At 34.9% G+C, this 16631-nt stretch carries 24 protein-coding genes; all 24 read left to right on the plus strand.

The window, feature by feature from the left end:
- Positions 1-47: 47 nt before the first annotated feature.
- The 24 genes from rpoC to rplR all read left to right on the plus strand — a co-directional run bounded on the left by rpoC (position 48) and on the right by rplR (position 16617).
- On the plus strand, positions 48-3575 hold the full coding sequence (gene rpoC / locus KQI38_RS07045; RefSeq protein WP_216557397.1) for a DNA-directed RNA polymerase subunit beta': 3528 nt from the start codon (positions 48-50) through the stop codon (positions 3573-3575).
- Positions 3576-3685: 110 nt separating this feature from the next.
- Positions 3686-3928, plus strand: coding sequence for a ribosomal L7Ae/L30e/S12e/Gadd45 family protein (locus tag KQI38_RS07050; protein WP_094904398.1), 243 nt, complete (start codon positions 3686-3688; stop codon positions 3926-3928).
- Between the two features lie 28 nt (positions 3929-3956).
- A complete protein-coding gene (gene rpsL / locus KQI38_RS07055; protein WP_216557400.1) occupies positions 3957-4379 on the plus strand; it encodes a 30S ribosomal protein S12 in 423 nt (140 codons plus the stop codon).
- Between the two features lie 116 nt (positions 4380-4495).
- Positions 4496-4966: a 30S ribosomal protein S7 gene (rpsG, locus tag KQI38_RS07060; protein ID WP_094904396.1), complete on the plus strand. Its 471-nt coding sequence runs from the start codon at positions 4496-4498 to the stop codon at positions 4964-4966.
- Positions 4967-5023: 57 nt separating this feature from the next.
- A complete protein-coding gene (fusA, locus tag KQI38_RS07065) occupies positions 5024-7093 on the plus strand; it encodes an elongation factor G (protein WP_216557403.1) in 2070 nt (689 codons plus the stop codon).
- A 25-nt stretch (positions 7094-7118) separates the two neighbouring features.
- Entirely contained in the window at positions 7119-8312 is a 1194-nt protein-coding gene (tuf, locus tag KQI38_RS07070) for an elongation factor Tu (protein WP_094904515.1), read from the plus strand.
- Between the two features lie 342 nt (positions 8313-8654).
- Positions 8655-8972 (plus strand): 30S ribosomal protein S10, encoded by a 318-nt coding sequence (rpsJ, locus tag KQI38_RS07075; protein ID WP_072976851.1) that lies wholly within the window; start codon positions 8655-8657, stop codon positions 8970-8972.
- A 55-nt stretch (positions 8973-9027) separates the two neighbouring features.
- On the plus strand, positions 9028-9654 hold the full coding sequence (gene rplC, locus KQI38_RS07080) for a 50S ribosomal protein L3 (protein WP_216557406.1): 627 nt from the start codon (positions 9028-9030) through the stop codon (positions 9652-9654).
- A gap of 27 nt (positions 9655-9681) precedes the next feature.
- Complete coding sequence (gene rplD, locus KQI38_RS07085) at positions 9682-10305, plus strand: 50S ribosomal protein L4 (RefSeq protein WP_094901913.1); 624 nt, start codon at positions 9682-9684, stop codon at positions 10303-10305.
- Positions 10305-10598, plus strand: a complete 294-nt coding sequence (gene rplW, locus KQI38_RS07090; protein WP_094901915.1) for a 50S ribosomal protein L23 — start codon at positions 10305-10307, stop codon at positions 10596-10598. The genes rplD and rplW overlap by 1 nt, the downstream gene beginning before the upstream one ends.
- Positions 10599-10623: 25 nt before the next feature.
- A complete protein-coding gene (gene rplB, locus KQI38_RS07095; RefSeq protein WP_094901917.1) occupies positions 10624-11454 on the plus strand; it encodes a 50S ribosomal protein L2 in 831 nt (276 codons plus the stop codon).
- A gap of 26 nt (positions 11455-11480) precedes the next feature.
- The gene (rpsS, locus tag KQI38_RS07100) at positions 11481-11765 is read left to right on the plus strand and encodes a 30S ribosomal protein S19 (protein WP_094901919.1); all 285 of its coding nucleotides are present in this window, start codon (positions 11481-11483) and stop codon (positions 11763-11765) included.
- Positions 11766-11785: 20 nt separating this feature from the next.
- Positions 11786-12121: a 50S ribosomal protein L22 gene (gene rplV / locus KQI38_RS07105; RefSeq protein WP_094901921.1), complete on the plus strand. Its 336-nt coding sequence runs from the start codon at positions 11786-11788 to the stop codon at positions 12119-12121.
- Between the two features lie 17 nt (positions 12122-12138).
- Positions 12139-12807, plus strand: a complete 669-nt coding sequence (gene rpsC, locus KQI38_RS07110; RefSeq protein ID WP_216557409.1) for a 30S ribosomal protein S3 — start codon at positions 12139-12141, stop codon at positions 12805-12807.
- A gap of 29 nt (positions 12808-12836) precedes the next feature.
- Complete coding sequence (gene rplP, locus KQI38_RS07115; protein WP_094901925.1) at positions 12837-13280, plus strand: 50S ribosomal protein L16; 444 nt, start codon at positions 12837-12839, stop codon at positions 13278-13280.
- On the plus strand, positions 13270-13476 hold the full coding sequence (gene rpmC / locus KQI38_RS07120; RefSeq protein WP_094901927.1) for a 50S ribosomal protein L29: 207 nt from the start codon (positions 13270-13272) through the stop codon (positions 13474-13476). Before rplP ends, rpmC begins: the two co-directional genes overlap by 11 nt.
- A gap of 6 nt (positions 13477-13482) precedes the next feature.
- Positions 13483-13737 carry a 30S ribosomal protein S17 gene (rpsQ, locus tag KQI38_RS07125; RefSeq protein WP_094901929.1) on the plus strand — a complete coding sequence of 85 codons (255 nt, stop codon included), beginning with the start codon at positions 13483-13485 and terminating at the stop codon, positions 13735-13737.
- Between the two features lie 29 nt (positions 13738-13766).
- A complete protein-coding gene (gene rplN, locus KQI38_RS07130; protein WP_094901931.1) occupies positions 13767-14135 on the plus strand; it encodes a 50S ribosomal protein L14 in 369 nt (122 codons plus the stop codon).
- A gap of 15 nt (positions 14136-14150) precedes the next feature.
- The gene (rplX, locus tag KQI38_RS07135; protein ID WP_216557413.1) at positions 14151-14465 is read left to right on the plus strand and encodes a 50S ribosomal protein L24; all 315 of its coding nucleotides are present in this window, start codon (positions 14151-14153) and stop codon (positions 14463-14465) included.
- A 26-nt stretch (positions 14466-14491) separates the two neighbouring features.
- The gene (gene rplE / locus KQI38_RS07140) at positions 14492-15034 is read left to right on the plus strand and encodes a 50S ribosomal protein L5 (protein ID WP_216557416.1); all 543 of its coding nucleotides are present in this window, start codon (positions 14492-14494) and stop codon (positions 15032-15034) included.
- A gap of 18 nt (positions 15035-15052) precedes the next feature.
- Complete coding sequence (locus tag KQI38_RS07145) at positions 15053-15238, plus strand: type Z 30S ribosomal protein S14 (RefSeq protein WP_094901937.1); 186 nt, start codon at positions 15053-15055, stop codon at positions 15236-15238.
- A gap of 31 nt (positions 15239-15269) precedes the next feature.
- Positions 15270-15665 carry a 30S ribosomal protein S8 gene (rpsH, locus tag KQI38_RS07150; protein WP_094901939.1) on the plus strand — a complete coding sequence of 132 codons (396 nt, stop codon included), beginning with the start codon at positions 15270-15272 and terminating at the stop codon, positions 15663-15665.
- Positions 15666-15698: 33 nt separating this feature from the next.
- Positions 15699-16238: a 50S ribosomal protein L6 gene (rplF, locus tag KQI38_RS07155; protein WP_094901941.1), complete on the plus strand. Its 540-nt coding sequence runs from the start codon at positions 15699-15701 to the stop codon at positions 16236-16238.
- A 16-nt stretch (positions 16239-16254) separates the two neighbouring features.
- Positions 16255-16617, plus strand: a complete 363-nt coding sequence (gene rplR, locus KQI38_RS07160; protein WP_216557419.1) for a 50S ribosomal protein L18 — start codon at positions 16255-16257, stop codon at positions 16615-16617.
- The last annotated feature ends 14 nt before the right edge of the window (positions 16618-16631 follow it).

Consider the following 16631-nt stretch of genomic DNA (forward strand, 5'->3'; position numbering starts at 1 on the left):
AGAAACAAAAATTCTTTAATTTTATTATAGAAAGGAGAGAACGCTCCTTGTTTGAATTCAATACATTTGATTCAATTAAAATTGGGCTGGCTTCACCAGAAAAAATCAGACAATGGTCTAAAGGAGAAGTAAAAAAACCTGAGACAATAAATTATAGAACATTAAAACCTGAGAAGGAAGGACTTTTTTGTGAAAAAATATTTGGACCTACAAAGGACTGGGAGTGCCATTGTGGGAAATATAAGAGAGTAAGGTATAAAGGTGTAGTATGTGATAGATGTGGGGTAGAAGTTACAAAATCCAAAGTTCGTAGAGAACGATTAGGACATATAGAATTAGCAGCCCCCGTGTCACATATATGGTATTTCAAAGGCATTCCAAGTAGGATGGGACTTCTAATGGATATGTCCCCGAGATCATTAGAAAAGGTTTTGTATTTTGCATCATATGTAGTTATAGATGGAGGAGATACTTCTTTATATGAAAAACAGCTTTTAACTGAAACAGAATATAGAGAAGCCTATGAAAAATATCACAATAAATTTAAAGCGATGATGGGTGCAGAAGCCATAAAGGCATTGTTAGAGAAAATAGATTTAGATAAAGAGTCTAAGGAACTAAGACAACAGTTAAAAGATTCATCGGGTCAAAAGAAGATAAGAATAACCAGAAGACTGGAAGTTGTAGAGGCTTTTAGAAAGTCTGGAAATAGACCTGAATGGATGATATTAGATGTTATCCCAGTAATTCCTCCAGATCTTAGACCGATGGTACAGTTAGACGGAGGAAGGTTTGCTACATCTGATTTAAATGATTTATATAGAAGAGTAATAAATAGAAATAATAGACTTAAAAGACTGTTAGACTTGGGAGCACCGGATATTATTGTTAGAAATGAGAAGAGAATGCTTCAAGAAGCAGTAGATGCTCTTATAGATAATGGAAGACGTGGAAGACCTGTAACGGGACCAGGAAATAGACCTTTAAAATCTTTGTCAGATATGCTTAAGGGTAAGCAAGGAAGATTTAGACAGAACTTACTTGGTAAGAGGGTAGATTATTCAGGACGTTCAGTAATCGTAGTTGGTCCAGAGCTAAAATTCTATCAATGTGGAATACCAAAGAAAATGGCTCTTGAGTTATTTAAACCATTTGTAATGAAAAAGCTAGTAGAAGAAGGTCATGCTCATAATATAAAATCTGCTAAAAGAATGGTTGAAAGGGTAAAACCACAAGTATGGGATGTGCTAGACTCTGTAATAAAAGACCATCCAGTACTTTTAAACAGAGCTCCAACTCTTCATAGATTAGGAATTCAGGCATTTGAACCTGTTTTAGTTGAGGGAAAGGCCATTAAGTTACATCCTTTAGTATGTACAGCATATAATGCTGACTTTGATGGTGACCAAATGGCAGTACACGTACCTTTATCTACAGAAGCACAGGCAGAAGCAAGACTTTTAATGCTATCTACAAATAATATTCTTGCGCCAAAAGATGGTAAACCAATTACTACTCCAACACAGGATATGGTTTTAGGAGCTTATTATCTATCCGTAGAATCTCCTGATGAACCTGGAGAGGGTATGATATTTAAAGATTTTGATGAAATGCTACATGCTTATTATAATGGATCCGTAGGATTACATGCTAGAGTAAAGGTAAGAATGAGACTAGATGAATCTGACACAGGAAAATTAGTTGAATCTACAGTAGGTAGATTTATATTAAACGAACATCTACCTCAGGATTTGGGATTTGTAGATAGAACTGTAGATAAGTATTCACTAGAAGTTGATATGCTTGTAAATAAAAAAGCATTAGGAAATATTATAGAAAAATGCTTTAGAAAGCATGGGAATGCAGTTACTGCAACTGTACTTGATCATATTAAAGAAACAGGCTTCCACTATTCAACAATAGGAGCGATATCTATTTCCATGGGAGATATATTTGTTCCTGAATCAAAACCTGAACTTCTAGCAAAAGCTCAAGAAGAAGTAGATAAATTTGAAAGATCTTATCGTAGAGGTCTTATATCAGATGAAGAAAGATATGAAAAAGTTATAGAAATTTGGAACAGAACTACTGACGATCTAACTGATAGATTGATGGATGGACTAGATCCGATGAATAATATTTATATCATGTCTCTATCAGGTGCTAGAGGTAGTGTAAACCAAATCAGGCAGCTTGCAGGCATGAGGGGACTTATGGCATCTGCATCAGGTAGAACCATTGAGATACCTATTAAGGCTAACTTTAGAGAAGGACTTAGTGTATTGGAATTCTTCGTTTCAACCCATGGTTCTAGAAAAGGGTTAGCAGATACAGCCCTTAGAACTGCAGACTCAGGATATTTAACTAGAAGATTAGTTGACGTAAGTCAGGATGTTATAGTAAGAGAGGTTGATTGTAAAACTGATGAATATCTGTTAGTTAGACCTTTTAAAGATGGAAGAGAAGTAATTGAAGAGTTACATGATAGAATTGATGGCAGATATGCTTTTGAAGATATAGTAAACCCCGAAACAGGAGAAATCATAGTAAAAGAAAATGAAATGATTTCAGGTATCCAAGCGGAATTAATTGAAAAAGTTGGAATAACAGAAGTGAAGGTTCGATCCGTATTGGGATGTAATGCTAAATATGGAGTATGTGCTCATTGTTATGGCAGAAACTTAGCAACAGGAGATGAAGTAAATATAGGAGAGGCTGTTGGAATTATTGCAGCTCAGTCAATTGGGGAACCGGGTACACAGCTTACAATGCGTACATTCCATACAGGAGGAGTCGCAGGAGCAGATATTACTCAAGGTTTGCCTAGAGTTGAAGAGTTATTCGAGGCAAGAAAGCCAAAGGGGCTTGCTGTAATTGCAGAAAATTCCGGGGTAGTTAGTATAGAGGAAAGTAAAAGAAAAAAAGAAGTAATTATTACCTCATCCAATGGGGAATCTATGAATTACAATATAGTCTATGGATCTAGATTAAAAGTAAGACCAGGAGATATTGTTGAAGCAGGAGATGAACTAACAGATGGTTCAGTAAATCCTCATGATATCCTTAAGATTAAAGGAATACAAGGAGTTCAAAATTATCTAGTTAAAGAGGTTCAGAGAGTTTATAGGCTGCAAGGTGTAGATATTAACGATAAACATATTGAAGTAATTGTTAAACAAATGCTAGCTAAGGTAAAAGTAGAAGAGGCAGGAGATACCCATATGCTACCTGGTTCTTTAGTGAACTCTTATGAATTTGAAGAAAATAATAGAATAGCTACCCAACAAGGATTAGAACCAGCAGTGGGAAGAAAAACTTTATTGGGTATTACGAAGGCTTCATTAGCTACTGATTCATTCTTATCAGCAGCTTCATTCCAGGAGACTACAAGAGTATTGACCCAAGCTGCAATTGAAGGTAAAGAAGATTTTCTTCTAGGACTTAAGGAGAATGTTATTATTGGAAAACTTATCCCAGCGGGAACTGGAATGAAGAGATATAGAAATATAGAAATTTCTGGAGACGAAAATATTCAAATTTTAGAAGAATTAAATATTGACAGTGAAAATAACTGATGATAAAATGTATTAGTGTGTAAACTTAGAAAGTACTCTGGATGACATAAAGATTATGTGGGATTTAGTTCCACATAATCTTTAAAGTGTTTAAAGGAGGAGAAGATTTTATGCTGTCAAAACTTAATGGAACCAACAAAATTGTTGGTGCTAAGCAAGTAAAACGAGCTTTAAATTCACAAGAAGTCGAAGCAGTTTTTATTGCTAATGATGCAGATAATAAAGTTATAAATGAGATTAAGGAAATTTGCATTAGCAAGCAGATTCAAGTTATTTATGTAGATAACATGAAAAAGTTAGGTGATGCATGTGGCATTGATGTTAATGCGGCAACTGCTGCATTATTAAAATAATATATAAAAAATAGAAGGAGGTGCCTTGATGCCAACCATTAACCAATTAATTAGAAAGGGCAGAGATAAAGTTGTTTACAAATCAAAATCGCCTGCTCTAGGAGTGAATTTAAATACTTTAAAAAAGAAGGAAACTGAAGTTAATTCACCTCAAAAAAGAGGAGTATGTGTTGCTGTTAGAACAGTTACACCTAAGAAACCTAACTCTGCTTTAAGAAAGGTTGCAAGGGTAAGACTTACTAATGGTGAAGAAGTTGCAGCGTATATTCCAGGGATTGGACACAACCTACAAGAACACAGTGTTGTTCTAATAAGAGGTGGAAGAGTTAAAGACCTTCCAGGTGTTAGATACCATATTGTTAGAGGTACCTTGGATGCTTCTGGCGTTGACAAAAGAATGCAAAGTAGATCTAAATATGGAGCTAAGAAGCCAAAGGCTAACAAGAAATAATAATGCTTAAAATGCAGGATTGATATCCGTTTATATATATGCATTTTGGCGCGGTACGGCAATATATTTGTCGAGTACCAATGAATCAACTCTATATAGTTAAGGAGGGAAGTAAAGTGCCAAGAAAAGGACATGTGCCAAAAAGAGAAGTTATGCCAGATCCTATTTACAATGATTTGGTTGTAACTAAATTAATTAATGGAATTATGTTAGATGGTAAAAAAGGAATTGCTCAAAATATAGTTTATGGAGCTTTTAGCTACATTGGAGAAAAAACAAATGAAGATCCATTAGAAGTATTCTATAAAGCTATGAATAATATCATGCCTGTACTTGAAGTAAAGGCAAGACGTATTGGTGGAGCAACTTACCAAGTACCAATAGAAGTAAGAACAGATAGAAGAGAAACTCTTGGTCTTAGATGGTTGGTAGACTATTCAAGAAAAAGAGGAGAAAAAACTATGGTTGAAAAATTAGCAAAAGAAATCTTAGACGCTTCAAATGGTATGGGAGCAAGCGTTAAGAAAAGAGAAGATACTCACAAGATGGCTGAAGCTAATAAAGCTTTCGCACACTACAGATGGTAGTATATCGTTTTTAATGTGTGGAGGGGGACCAAGAATCAAGAAGAAGGAGGAAAAATTGTGCCAAGACAAATTTCATTGGAAAAAACTAGAAATATCGGCATAATGGCTCATATTGATGCAGGAAAAACAACCACCACAGAGAGAATTTTGTTTTACACTGGTAAGATACACAAAGTAGGAGAGACCCATGAGGGCGGTGCCCAAATGGATTGGATGGAGCAAGAGCAAGAAAGAGGTATAACAATCACTTCCGCTGCAACTACATGTATGTGGAGAGAACATAGAATTAACGTTATTGATACACCAGGACACGTGGATTTCACTGTAGAAGTAGAAAGATCATTACGTATCCTTGATGGAGCTGTAGCATTATTCTGTGCTAAAGGTGGAGTAGAACCTCAATCTGAAACTGTATGGAGGCAAGCAGATAAATATCATGTACCTAGATTAGCATTTGTTAACAAGATGGATATTTTTGGAGCAGACTTCTTTAGGGCAGTAGGAATGATTAAAGATAGACTTAAAGCCAATCCAGTACCTATACAATTACCAATTGGAAAAGAAGATAGCTTTCTAGGAGTAGTTGACTTAGTTAATATGAATGCTAGAATTTATCATGATGATTTAGGTGAAAAGTATGAAATAACTGAAATACCATCTGATATGTTAGATTTAGCCAAAGAATATAGAGAAAATTTACTTGAGAATATAGCTGAACACGATGAAGAATTAATGATGAAGTATTTAGAAGGTGAAGAAATAACTACAGAAGAACTGATGAGAGGTATTAGAACAGCAGCTAACAAAGTGGCAATAACACCTGTTTTATGTGGTTCTTCTTATAGAAATAGGGGAGTACAACCGCTATTGGATGCTATAATTGATTATTTACCTTCTCCATTAGACATACCTGCAGTAAAAGGTATGGGATTAAATTCAGATGAAGAAGAAGAGAGAATAGCATCAGATAACGAACCATTTTCTGCATTAGCATTTAAAATAGTATCAGATCCTTTCATAGGAAAACTTGCATATTTTAGAGTATATTCGGGTAGCCTTAAATCAGGTAGTTATGTACAAAACACTAGTAAAGGCAAGAGAGAAAGAATAGGTAGAATATTACTTATGCATGCTAATAAAAGAGAAGAAGTTGATGAAGTATTTGCGGGAGATATAGCGGCAGCTGTAGGGTTAAAAGATACTTCTACGGGAGATACTTTATCCGATGATGCACATCCAATAGTTTTAGAAACTATGGAATTCCCAGAACCAGTTATTCACGTAGCTATAGAACCGAAAACAAAAGCATCTCAAGATAAGATGGCTACTGCCTTAGCAAAATTAGCTGAGGAGGACCCAACATTTAAGACTTATACTGATGAAGAAACAGGTCAAACAATAATTGCGGGAATGGGTGAACTTCACCTAGAGATAATTGTTGATAGACTTCTTAGAGAATTCAAAGTTGAGGCAAATGTTGGTAGTCCACAGGTAGCATATAAAGAATCTATCCAAGCTCCTGCAGAAGCAGAAGGTAAATATGTAAGACAATCTGGTGGTCGTGGACAATACGGTCACGTAAAATTAAAAGTAGAACCTCAAGAACCAGGTGCAGGTTACGAATTCGTAAACGCTATAGTAGGAGGAGTAGTCCCTAGGGAATATATCGGAGCTATAGATAATGGAATTCAAGAAGCACTAGAATCAGGTGTTCTTGGAGGATATCCAGTGTTAGATATAAAAGTTACTCTTTATGATGGATCATACCATGATGTAGACTCTTCAGAAATGGCATTTAAGATAGCGGGATCTATGGGTGTTAGAGAAGCTATTTCAAAAGCTAAACCAACGTTACTTGAACCGATGATGAGGGTAGAAGTAATAGTGCCTGAAGAATACATGGGTGATGTTATAGGAGATATAAACTCCAGAAGAGGTAGAATAGAAGGAATGGAATTAAGAAGTGGTGCCCAAGTGATTAGAGGTTTCGTACCACTATCAGAAATGTTTGGGTATGCAACAGACCTTCGTTCTAATACTCAAGGTAGAGGAGTATATTCTATGCAATTTGATCACTATGAACCAGTGCCAAATAGTATTGCAGAGAAAATTACAGGTAAGAAATAATCTATAATTAAGGAGGAATATTGAAATGGCAAAAGCAAAATTTGAAAGAACTAAACCCCACGTAAACATAGGGACAATAGGACACGTAGACCATGGTAAAACAACATTAACAGCAGCTATTACAATGGTATTAAACAAAAGATTTGGCTCAGGAGAAGCAATAAGCTATGACAACATAGATAAAGCACCAGAAGAAAGAGAAAGAGGAATAACAATTTCCACATCTCACGTAGAATATGAAACGCCAAATCGTCACTATGCACACGTAGACTGCCCAGGCCATGCTGACTATGTAAAGAACATGATTACAGGAGCAGCACAAATGGACGGAGCAATTTTAGTAGTATCAGCAGCAGATGGTCCAATGCCACAAACAAGAGAGCATATATTATTATCAAGAAACGTAGGAGTACCAAAGATAGTAGTATTCTTAAACAAACAAGACATGGTAGATGATGAAGAATTAATCGAATTAGTAGAAATGGAAGTAAGAGAATTACTATCCGAATATGACTTCGATGGAGATGGTACACCAATCGTAGTAGGTTCAGCATTAAAAGCAATAGAAGAACCAGACGGACCATGGGGAGACAAAATAGTTAAACTAATGGAAGAAGTAGATGCATACGTTCCACAACCAGAAAGAGATACAGACAAACCATTCTTAATGCCAGTAGAAGACGTATTCTCAATAACAGGAAGAGGAACAGTAGCAACAGGAAGAGTAGAAAGAGGAGTAGTAAAAACAGGAGACAACGTAGAAATCGTTGGATTAGCAGAAGAAGCAAGAACAGTAGTAGTAACAGGAGTAGAAATGTTTAGAAAACTACTAGACGAAGCACAAGCAGGAGATAATATAGGAGCACTTCTAAGAGGAGTTCAAAGAAACGAAATCGAAAGAGGTCAAGTACTAGCAAAACCAAAATCAATAAATCCACATATAAAATTTGAATCAGAAGTATACGTATTATCTAAAGAAGAAGGTGGAAGACATACACCATTCTTTAATGGATATAGACCACAATTCTACTTTAGAACAACAGACGTAACAGGAGATATCAAATTAGAAGAAGGCGTGGAGATGGTAATGCCAGGAGACAACTCAAAGTTTACTATAGAATTAATAACACCAATAGCTATAGAAGAAGGACTAAGATTCTCAATTCGTGAAGGTGGAAGAACAGTAGGATCTGGAGTTGTAACTAAAGTTCTTGAATAATTTTTAAGTTTAAAATATAAGCAGGGACCCAAGATTTTATGGGCCCCTGCTAAATATCTAAAGATGTATAAAAAACTTAAAAAAACTTAAGTTTATTTAAAAAAAAGCTTGAGTTTTTATTGAGTTTATTATAAAATGTAGTAGTGTTCAATTTTAGACATTGCGATGATGCAAAAGGTGGCTGTTGAAAACAGGGAATTTTTGCTGAGAATGTCCGATTTGAAATCGGGCGACTGGAGTTGCAGTTATTTGTTTAAAAAAAATAACAACACACCCGGAGGTGTGTATCGGCAACGCCAAGTCGCATGTAAAAAACAGCATGCGATAAAAGGAGGGAATTAAATGTCAAACAATGGTAAACAAAAAATAAGAATTAGGTTAAAGGCTTATGATCATGAACTTCTAGATGCATCAGCTCAAAGAATAGTTGAAACTGCTAAGAGAACAGGTGCTACTGTGTCAGGTCCAGTACCACTACCAACAGAAAAAGAAATAATCACAATATTAAGAGCAGTTCATAAGTACAAAGATTCTAGAGAGCAGTTCGAACAAAGAACTCATAAGAGACTAATCGATATCTTAAATCCAAATCAAAAGACTGTGGATTCACTTATGAAGTTGAATTTACCTGCAGGAGTAGATATTGAGATTAGATCATAAGATATTTATATGATTACCTATGGTAATCCGCTGTAATATAATAGGAGGTGTAGTGATGAAAAACATGATAGGAAGAAAAGTTGGGATGACTCAAATTTTCAAAGAAGATGGATCTGTAGTTCCTGTAACAGTTATTGAAGCTGGTCCATTAGTTGTAGTTCAAAAGAAAACTGTTGAAACAGATGGATATAATGCAATCCAAGTTGGATTCCAAGATATAAAGGAACAAAAAATTAATAAACCTAAAAAAGGTCACTTTAATAAAGGTAATGTAACATATAAGAAATATTTGAAAGAATTTAAAGTGGAGAATCCAGATGCATATGAAATAGGTCAGGAAATAAAGGCAGATGTATTTGCAGAAGGTGACTTAATTGATGTTATTGGTACTTCAAAAGGTAAAGGAACACAAGGTGTTATAAAGAGACATGGATTTGGTAGAGGTAGAGAATCACACGGTTCTAAGTTCCATAGAGCACCAGGTGGTATGTCTGCAGGTACTTACCCAGGAAGAGTGTTTAAGGGCCACAGAATGATGGGAAGAATGGGAAATGAAAGAGTAACTGTACAAAACCTTGAAGTAGTTAGAATAGATGTTGATAAGAATCTAATCCTTATAAAAGGCTCAGTTCCTGGACCTAAGAAAGGGATAGTAACTATAAAAGAAACGGTTAAAAAGTAATAATTAAGGCGGAAAGGAGGATGCAAAATGCCTAAGGTAAATGTTTACAACATGTTAGGAGAACAAGTAGGAGAAATTGAATTAGATGAGAATATATTTGGCATTGAAGTAAACCAACATGTAGTTTATGAGGTTGTAAAAAACCAACTTGCTAATAAAAGACAAGGAACACAATCTGCTAAAACTAGAGCAGAAGTAAGAGGCGGTGGAAGAAAACCTTGGAGACAAAAGGGTACAGGTAGAGCTCGTCAAGGAAGCATTAGGGCACCACATTTCTCAGGTGGTGGAGTTACATTTGCACCGAAACCAAGAGACTACAGCTATAGTGTGCCTAAGAAAGTTAGAAGGCTTGCAATGAAGTCCGCATTGACTTCAAAGGTTTTAAGCAATGAAATAATTGTAATAGATGAAATAAACTTTGATGCTCCAAAAACTAAAGACATGGCTAATTTCTTAACGAAAATAAATGCAGATAAGAAAGCTTTAATAGTTATGGGAGAAAAAAATGAAAATGTTATAAAATCAGCAAATAACATTCCAAATGTGCAAACTGCTCTTGTTAATACATTAAATGTTTATGATATATTAAAATATAATTCATTTATTATAACTAAAGATGCAGTAAGAAAAGTGGAGGAGGTGTATGCATAATGCGTAATCCACACGATATTATCATCAGACCAATAATAACTGAGAGAAGTATGGAGGATATGGCAGACGGCAAATATACTTTTGTTGTTGATAAAAAAACAAACAAGTCAGAAGTTAAAAAGGCTGTAGAGACTATATTTGGCGTAAAGGTTGAAAAGGTTAGCACAATGAATATGCTTGGTAAAATTAAGAGACAAGGGATTCATTCAGGTAAAAGACCGGATTGGAAAAAAGCCATAGTAAAATTAACGGAAGATTCTAAGAGAATAGAATTCTTCGAAGGAATGGAATAGAAATTTCATAGAAGGAGGGAAAACGATGAGCGTTAGAAAATTTAAAGCAACTTCCCCTGCACTTAGACAAATGACAGTTTCTACATTTGAAGAAATAACTAAAAAAGAACCTGAAAAGTCACTATTAGTTAATTTAAATAGAAGTGGTGGAAGAAACTCTCAAGGTAGAATCACTATTCGCCATAGGGGTGGTGGAGCTAAGAGAAAATATAGAATAATAGATTTTAAAAGAGATAAAGACGGTATACCAGGTCGTGTCGCTGCTATTGAATATGATCCAAATAGAACAGCTAATATAGCACTTATAAACTATGTTGATGGTGAGAAAAGATATATTCTTGCGCCTCATAACTTAAAAGTTGGAGATATAATAGAATCTGGTGAAAATGCAGATATTAAAATTGGTAATGCACTGGAATTAAAAGATATTCCAGTAGGTACAAATGTTCATAACGTTGAATTAAAGCCTGGAAAAGGTGGGCAGCTTGTTAGATCAGCTGGTGCATCAGCGCAACTAATGGCAAAAGAAGGAGATTTTGCACAACTTAGACTTCCTTCAGGAGAATTTAGATTAGTTAGAATTAATTGCCGTGCAACAATTGGTCAAGTAGGAAACATATCTCATGAACTTATTACAATAGGTAAGGCTGGTAGATCTAGACATATGGGTATTAGACCAACTGTTAGGGGTAGTGCAATGAACCCTGTAGACCATCCACATGGTGGTGGAGAAGGTAGAGCACCTATAGGTATGCCTGCACCATTGACTCCATGGGGTAAACCTGCAATGGGATTAAAGACTAGAAAGAAAAATAAGAAATCAGACAAATATATTGTGAGAAGAAGAACTAAGTAGGTAAATATCTGAAAGGAGGAGTAATCATGGGTAGATCTCTTAAAAAAGGACCCTTTTGTGATGACCATCTTCTTAAAAAAATAGAAGATTTAAATAAAAGCAATGAAAAGAAAGTTATTAAAACATGGTCACGCCGTTCAACTATATTTCCAGAAATGGTTGGTCATACAATAGCTGTACATGACGGAAGAAAACATGTTCCTATATATATTACAGAAGACATGGTAGGTCACAAACTAGGTGAGTTTGTTCCAACAAGAACATTTAGATCTCATGTTGATAAAAACGAAAGGTCATCTGGTGTAAGATAAAGAAGAAGGAGGGAAATATAGTGGAAGCTAGAGCTATAGCCAAATATGTACGAATTTCGCCACTAAAGGTAAATTTCATATGTAAAGAAATTAGAGGCAAACAAGTAGATGAAGCTTTATCAATCTTAAGATTTACACCTAAAAAAGGTGCAAAAGTTCTTGAAAAGGTTTTAACATCTGCAATTGCTAATGCTGAAAACAACTTCAATATGGATAGAGATAATCTTTTTGTAGCTGATGCCTATGCAAATGATGGTCCACATATGAAAAGATTTAGACCTAAAGCAAGAGGTAGCGCTTATCCAATATTAAAAAGAAGTAGTCATATAGGAGTAACTGTAAAAGAAAGAGACTAGAAAAGGAGGGATAGTTAATGGGTCAAAAGGTTAACCCACATGGTTTAAGGGTCGGAATAATTAAAGATTGGGATTCAAAATGGTACGCTGATAAAAAGACTTTTAATGAATATTTAGTGGAAGACAATAAGATACGTGAATTTGTTAAGAAAAAACTATTCATCTCTGGCGTTTCTAAAATTGAAATTGAAAGAGCTGCTAATAGAATCAAACTTACAGTATTCACAGCTAAACCAGGAATGGTTATAGGTAAAGGTGGTGCTGGAGTAGAAGAACTAAGATTAGATATTGAGAAGATGACTAAAAAGTCTGTAGTTGTAAATGTTGAAGAAATTAAAATTCCAGAGTTAGATGCTCAATTAGTTGCCGAAAATATTGCTTCTCAGCTTGAAAGAAGAGTTTCATTCAGAAGAGCAATGAAACAAGCAATCCAAAGAACTATGAGATCTGGTGGAAAAGGAATTAAAACTTCAGTATCAGGAAGACTTGGTGGAGCAGATATGGCCAGAACTGAAGGGTATAGTGAAGGAACAATACCTCTACAAACACTAAGAGCTGACATAGATTATGGATTTGCTGAAGCAGATACTACTTATGGTAAGCTTGGAGTAAAAGTATGGTTATATAAAGGTGAAGTTCTTCCTACTAAAAAGGTAGAAAAATTAGAGAAAACTGTAGAAGAATAGAATAAATCCGTAGGAAGGAGGAAAATAAGATGTTAATGCCTAAAAGAGTAAAGTATCGTAGAGTTCATAGAGGAAGAATGAAAGGTAAGGCTACTCGTGGAAACACAGTTACTTATGGAGAATTTGGTTTACAAGCGCTAGAGCCAACTTGGATTACTTCCAATCAAATAGAGGCTGCAAGAAGAGCTATGACAAGATATGTTAAAAGAGGCGGTAATGTTTGGATTAAAGTATTCCCAGACAAACCAGTAACAGAAAAACCTGCTGAAACACGTATGGGTTCTGGAAAAGGTTCACCAGAGTATTGGGTAGCAGTAGTTAAACCAGGTAGAATCTTATTTGAAATGGGTGGAGTATCCGAAGAAGATGCTAGAGAAGCAATGAGACTAGCTGCACATAAATTGTCAATAAAGACAAAATTCGTTACTCGTGAGGAAACGCAAGAAAAGGGTGGTGAAGCTAATGAAGATTAAGGAAGTACGCCAATTATCAGAAGTAGAATTAAATACTAAGCTATCAGAACTAAAAGCTGAACTATTCAACTTAAGATTTCAATTGGCTACTGGTCAATTAGATAATCCATTACGAATAAAAGCAGTTAGAAAAGATATAGCTCGTGTTAAAACAATAGTTAGAGAACGAGAATTAGGTATAGGAAAGGAGGTTTAATCTTAGATGGAAAGAGGAAATCGTAAGGTTAGAATAGGCAATGTTGTAAGTGACAAGATGGATAAAACCGTAGTTGTTGCTGTTGAAACTTTCGTAACACATCCTTTATACAAGAAACAAGTAAAACAAACCACTAAGTTTAAAGCTCATGATGAGAATAATGAGTGTGGAGTTGGCGATATCGTTAAAATAATGGAAACCAGACCACTTAGTAAGGATAAAAGATGGAGAGTAGTAAATATAGTAGAAAAGGCTAAATAGTCCTTTTAACTTAGAAGGGAGGTATTCGAATGATTCAAACGGAAAGCCGTATGAGAATAGCTGATAATTCAGGTGCTAAAGAAGTATTAGTTATTAGAGTATTAGGTGGAACAAATAAGAAATATGCTAGAGTTGGAGACATAGTAATTTGTACTGTTAAAACAGCAACACCTGGTGGAGTTGTTAAAAAAGGTGAAGTAGTAAAAGCAGTTGTTGTAAGAACAAAACATGGTGTTAGAAGAAATGATGGATCTTACATTAAATTTGACGACAATGCTGCTGTTATTATAAAAGATGACAAGAACCCAATAGGTACTCGTATATTCGGACCTGTTACTAGGGAGCTTAGAAGAGGAAATTTTATGAAAATAATATCCTTGGCACCGGAAGTACTATAGGAGGAGGTGTAAAGCATGCATGTAAAGAGTGGAGATACAGTAGTTGTTATTGCTGGAAAAGATAAAGGGAAAAAAGGAAAAGTATTAAGAGTACTCCCTAAAGAAAACAAAGTAATAGTTGAAGGCGTAAACATGCTTACAAAACATAAAAAAGCGCAAGGACCTACATCCCCAGGCGGAATAGTTAAAATGGAAGGCACAATAAATGCATCAAATGTTATGTATTATTGTGAAAAAGATAAAACTGGAGTAAGAGTTGGTCATAATTTACAAGCGGACGGTAGTAAAGCAAGAGTATGTAAAAAATGTGGAGAAGTTCTAGATAAATAGTCTAATGTAGAGAGGAGGTAATAGGAATGGCTTCCAGATTAAAAGAAAAGTATGCAAATGAAGTAATAAATGCACTAATGGAAAAGTTTCAATATGCAAATATAATGGAAGTACCAAAACTTGAAAAAGTAGTAATCAACATGGGTATTGGAGAAGCAAGAGATAACCCAAAACTACTTGAATCAGCAGTAAAAGAGCTAGAAATTATTGCTGGGCAAAAACCTGTTATAACAAAAGCTAAAAAATCAATAGCGAATTTTAAGCTACGTGAAGGTATGAATGTAGGTACTAAGGTTACTCTAAGAGGAGACAGAATGTACCACTTTTTAGATAAATTAATGAATATTGCATTACCAAGAGTTAGAGACTTTAGAGGAGTAAGTGATACTTCTTTTGATGGTAGAGGAAACTATGCATTAGGAATTAAAGAACAGTTGATATTCCCTGAAATTGAATATGATAAAGTTGAAGCTATTAGAGGATTAGATATTATAATCGTAACTACAGCAAAAACTGATGAAGAGGCAAAAGAGTTCTTAGCACTAATGGGTATGCCCTTTAAAAAGTAAAGAAGGAGGGAATTTTTTTTGGCAAAGAAATCTATGGTTGTTAAACAACAAAGAAAGCAAAAGTTCAGCACTAGAGAATATAACAGATGTAAAATATGTGGAAGGCCTCATGCTTATTTAAGAAAATATGGAGTATGCCGTATTTGTTTTAGAGAATTAGCGTATAAAGGTCAAATACCTGGAGTTAGAAAAGCAAGCTGGTAACAACAAGCTTATGAAAGGAGGTAGCTAAATTATGATGACAGACCCAATCGCAGATATGTTAACGAGAATAAGAAATGGGAACAATGCGAAGCATGATTCTGTTGATATTCCTGCTTCAAACATAAAAAAACAATTAGCTCAAATCCTATTAGATGAAGGATTTATAAAAGGCTATGATGTAATAGATGATGGGAAACAAGGGATTATAAGAGTAGATTTAAAATATGGTAAACATAATGAAAAAGTTATATCTGGAATTAAGAGAATTTCAAAGCCAGGTCTTAGAGTATATGTAAAATCTGATGAAGTTCCAAGAGTATTAGGTGGTCTTGGGATAGCAATACTATCCACTTCTAGTGGTATTATGACAGATAAAGTTGCTAGAAAAGAAGGCGTAGGCGGAGAAGTTATTTGTTATGTATGGTAATAAATAACTAAATTACATGAAGGAGGTGCACTCATGTCAAGAATAGGGTTAAAACCAATTAACATCCCAAGTGGCGTGGAGATTAAAATAAATGATGACAACTTAATTGAAGTAAAGGGTCCTAAAGGACAATTATCAGAGAAGATTAGTCCAGATATGGAAATAAAGATAGAAGATGGTGTGCTAACAGTAGCTAGACCAACTGAAAATAAAAAACATAGATCTTTACATGGTTTATCAAGAACTTTAATTTCAAACATGATAGTAGGAGTTACTGAAGGATACTCAAAAACTTTAGAAATTGAAGGTACTGGATATAGAGCTGCAAAACAAGGAAATAAACTAGTGCTAACATTAGGATATTCACATCCAGTAGAACTAGAAGACCCTAAAGGAATTGAAGTAGAAGTACCTGCAGCAAATAAAATCGTTGTTAAAGGTATCGATAAACAACAAGTAGGTAACTATGCAGCAAATATAAGAGCATTCAGAAAGCCAGAGCCTTATAAAGGTAAAGGAATTAAATATGCAGGTGAGATAATAAGACGTAAGGTTGGTAAGACTGGTAAGTAGAAGGGAGTGAAAAACATTGCTAAAAAAGATAAATAAAAATGAAAATAGAAAAGCAAGACATTTAAGAGTAAGAAAAAAAATCAATGGGACTCCTGCTAGACCAAGACTTAATATCTATAGGAGTGGAAACCATATATATGCTCAAATAATTGATGACTTAGCAGGCCATACATTAGTTTCAGCTTCCACACTAGATAAATCTGCAAACCTTACTTCTACAAGTAACAAAGAAGCTGCTAAATATGTTGGAGAAACTATTGCTAAAAAAGCAATAGAAAAAGGAATCGAGGAAGTAGTGTTTGATAGAGGTGGATATATTTATCACGGAAGAGTAAAGGAACTTGCTGAATCAGCAAGAGAAGCTGGACTTAAGTTCTAATAGAAGGAGGGGAA

It is taken from the genome of Tissierella carlieri, assembly GCF_018917285.1.
GTDB lineage: Bacteria > Bacillota > Clostridia > Tissierellales > Tissierellaceae > Tissierella > Tissierella carlieri.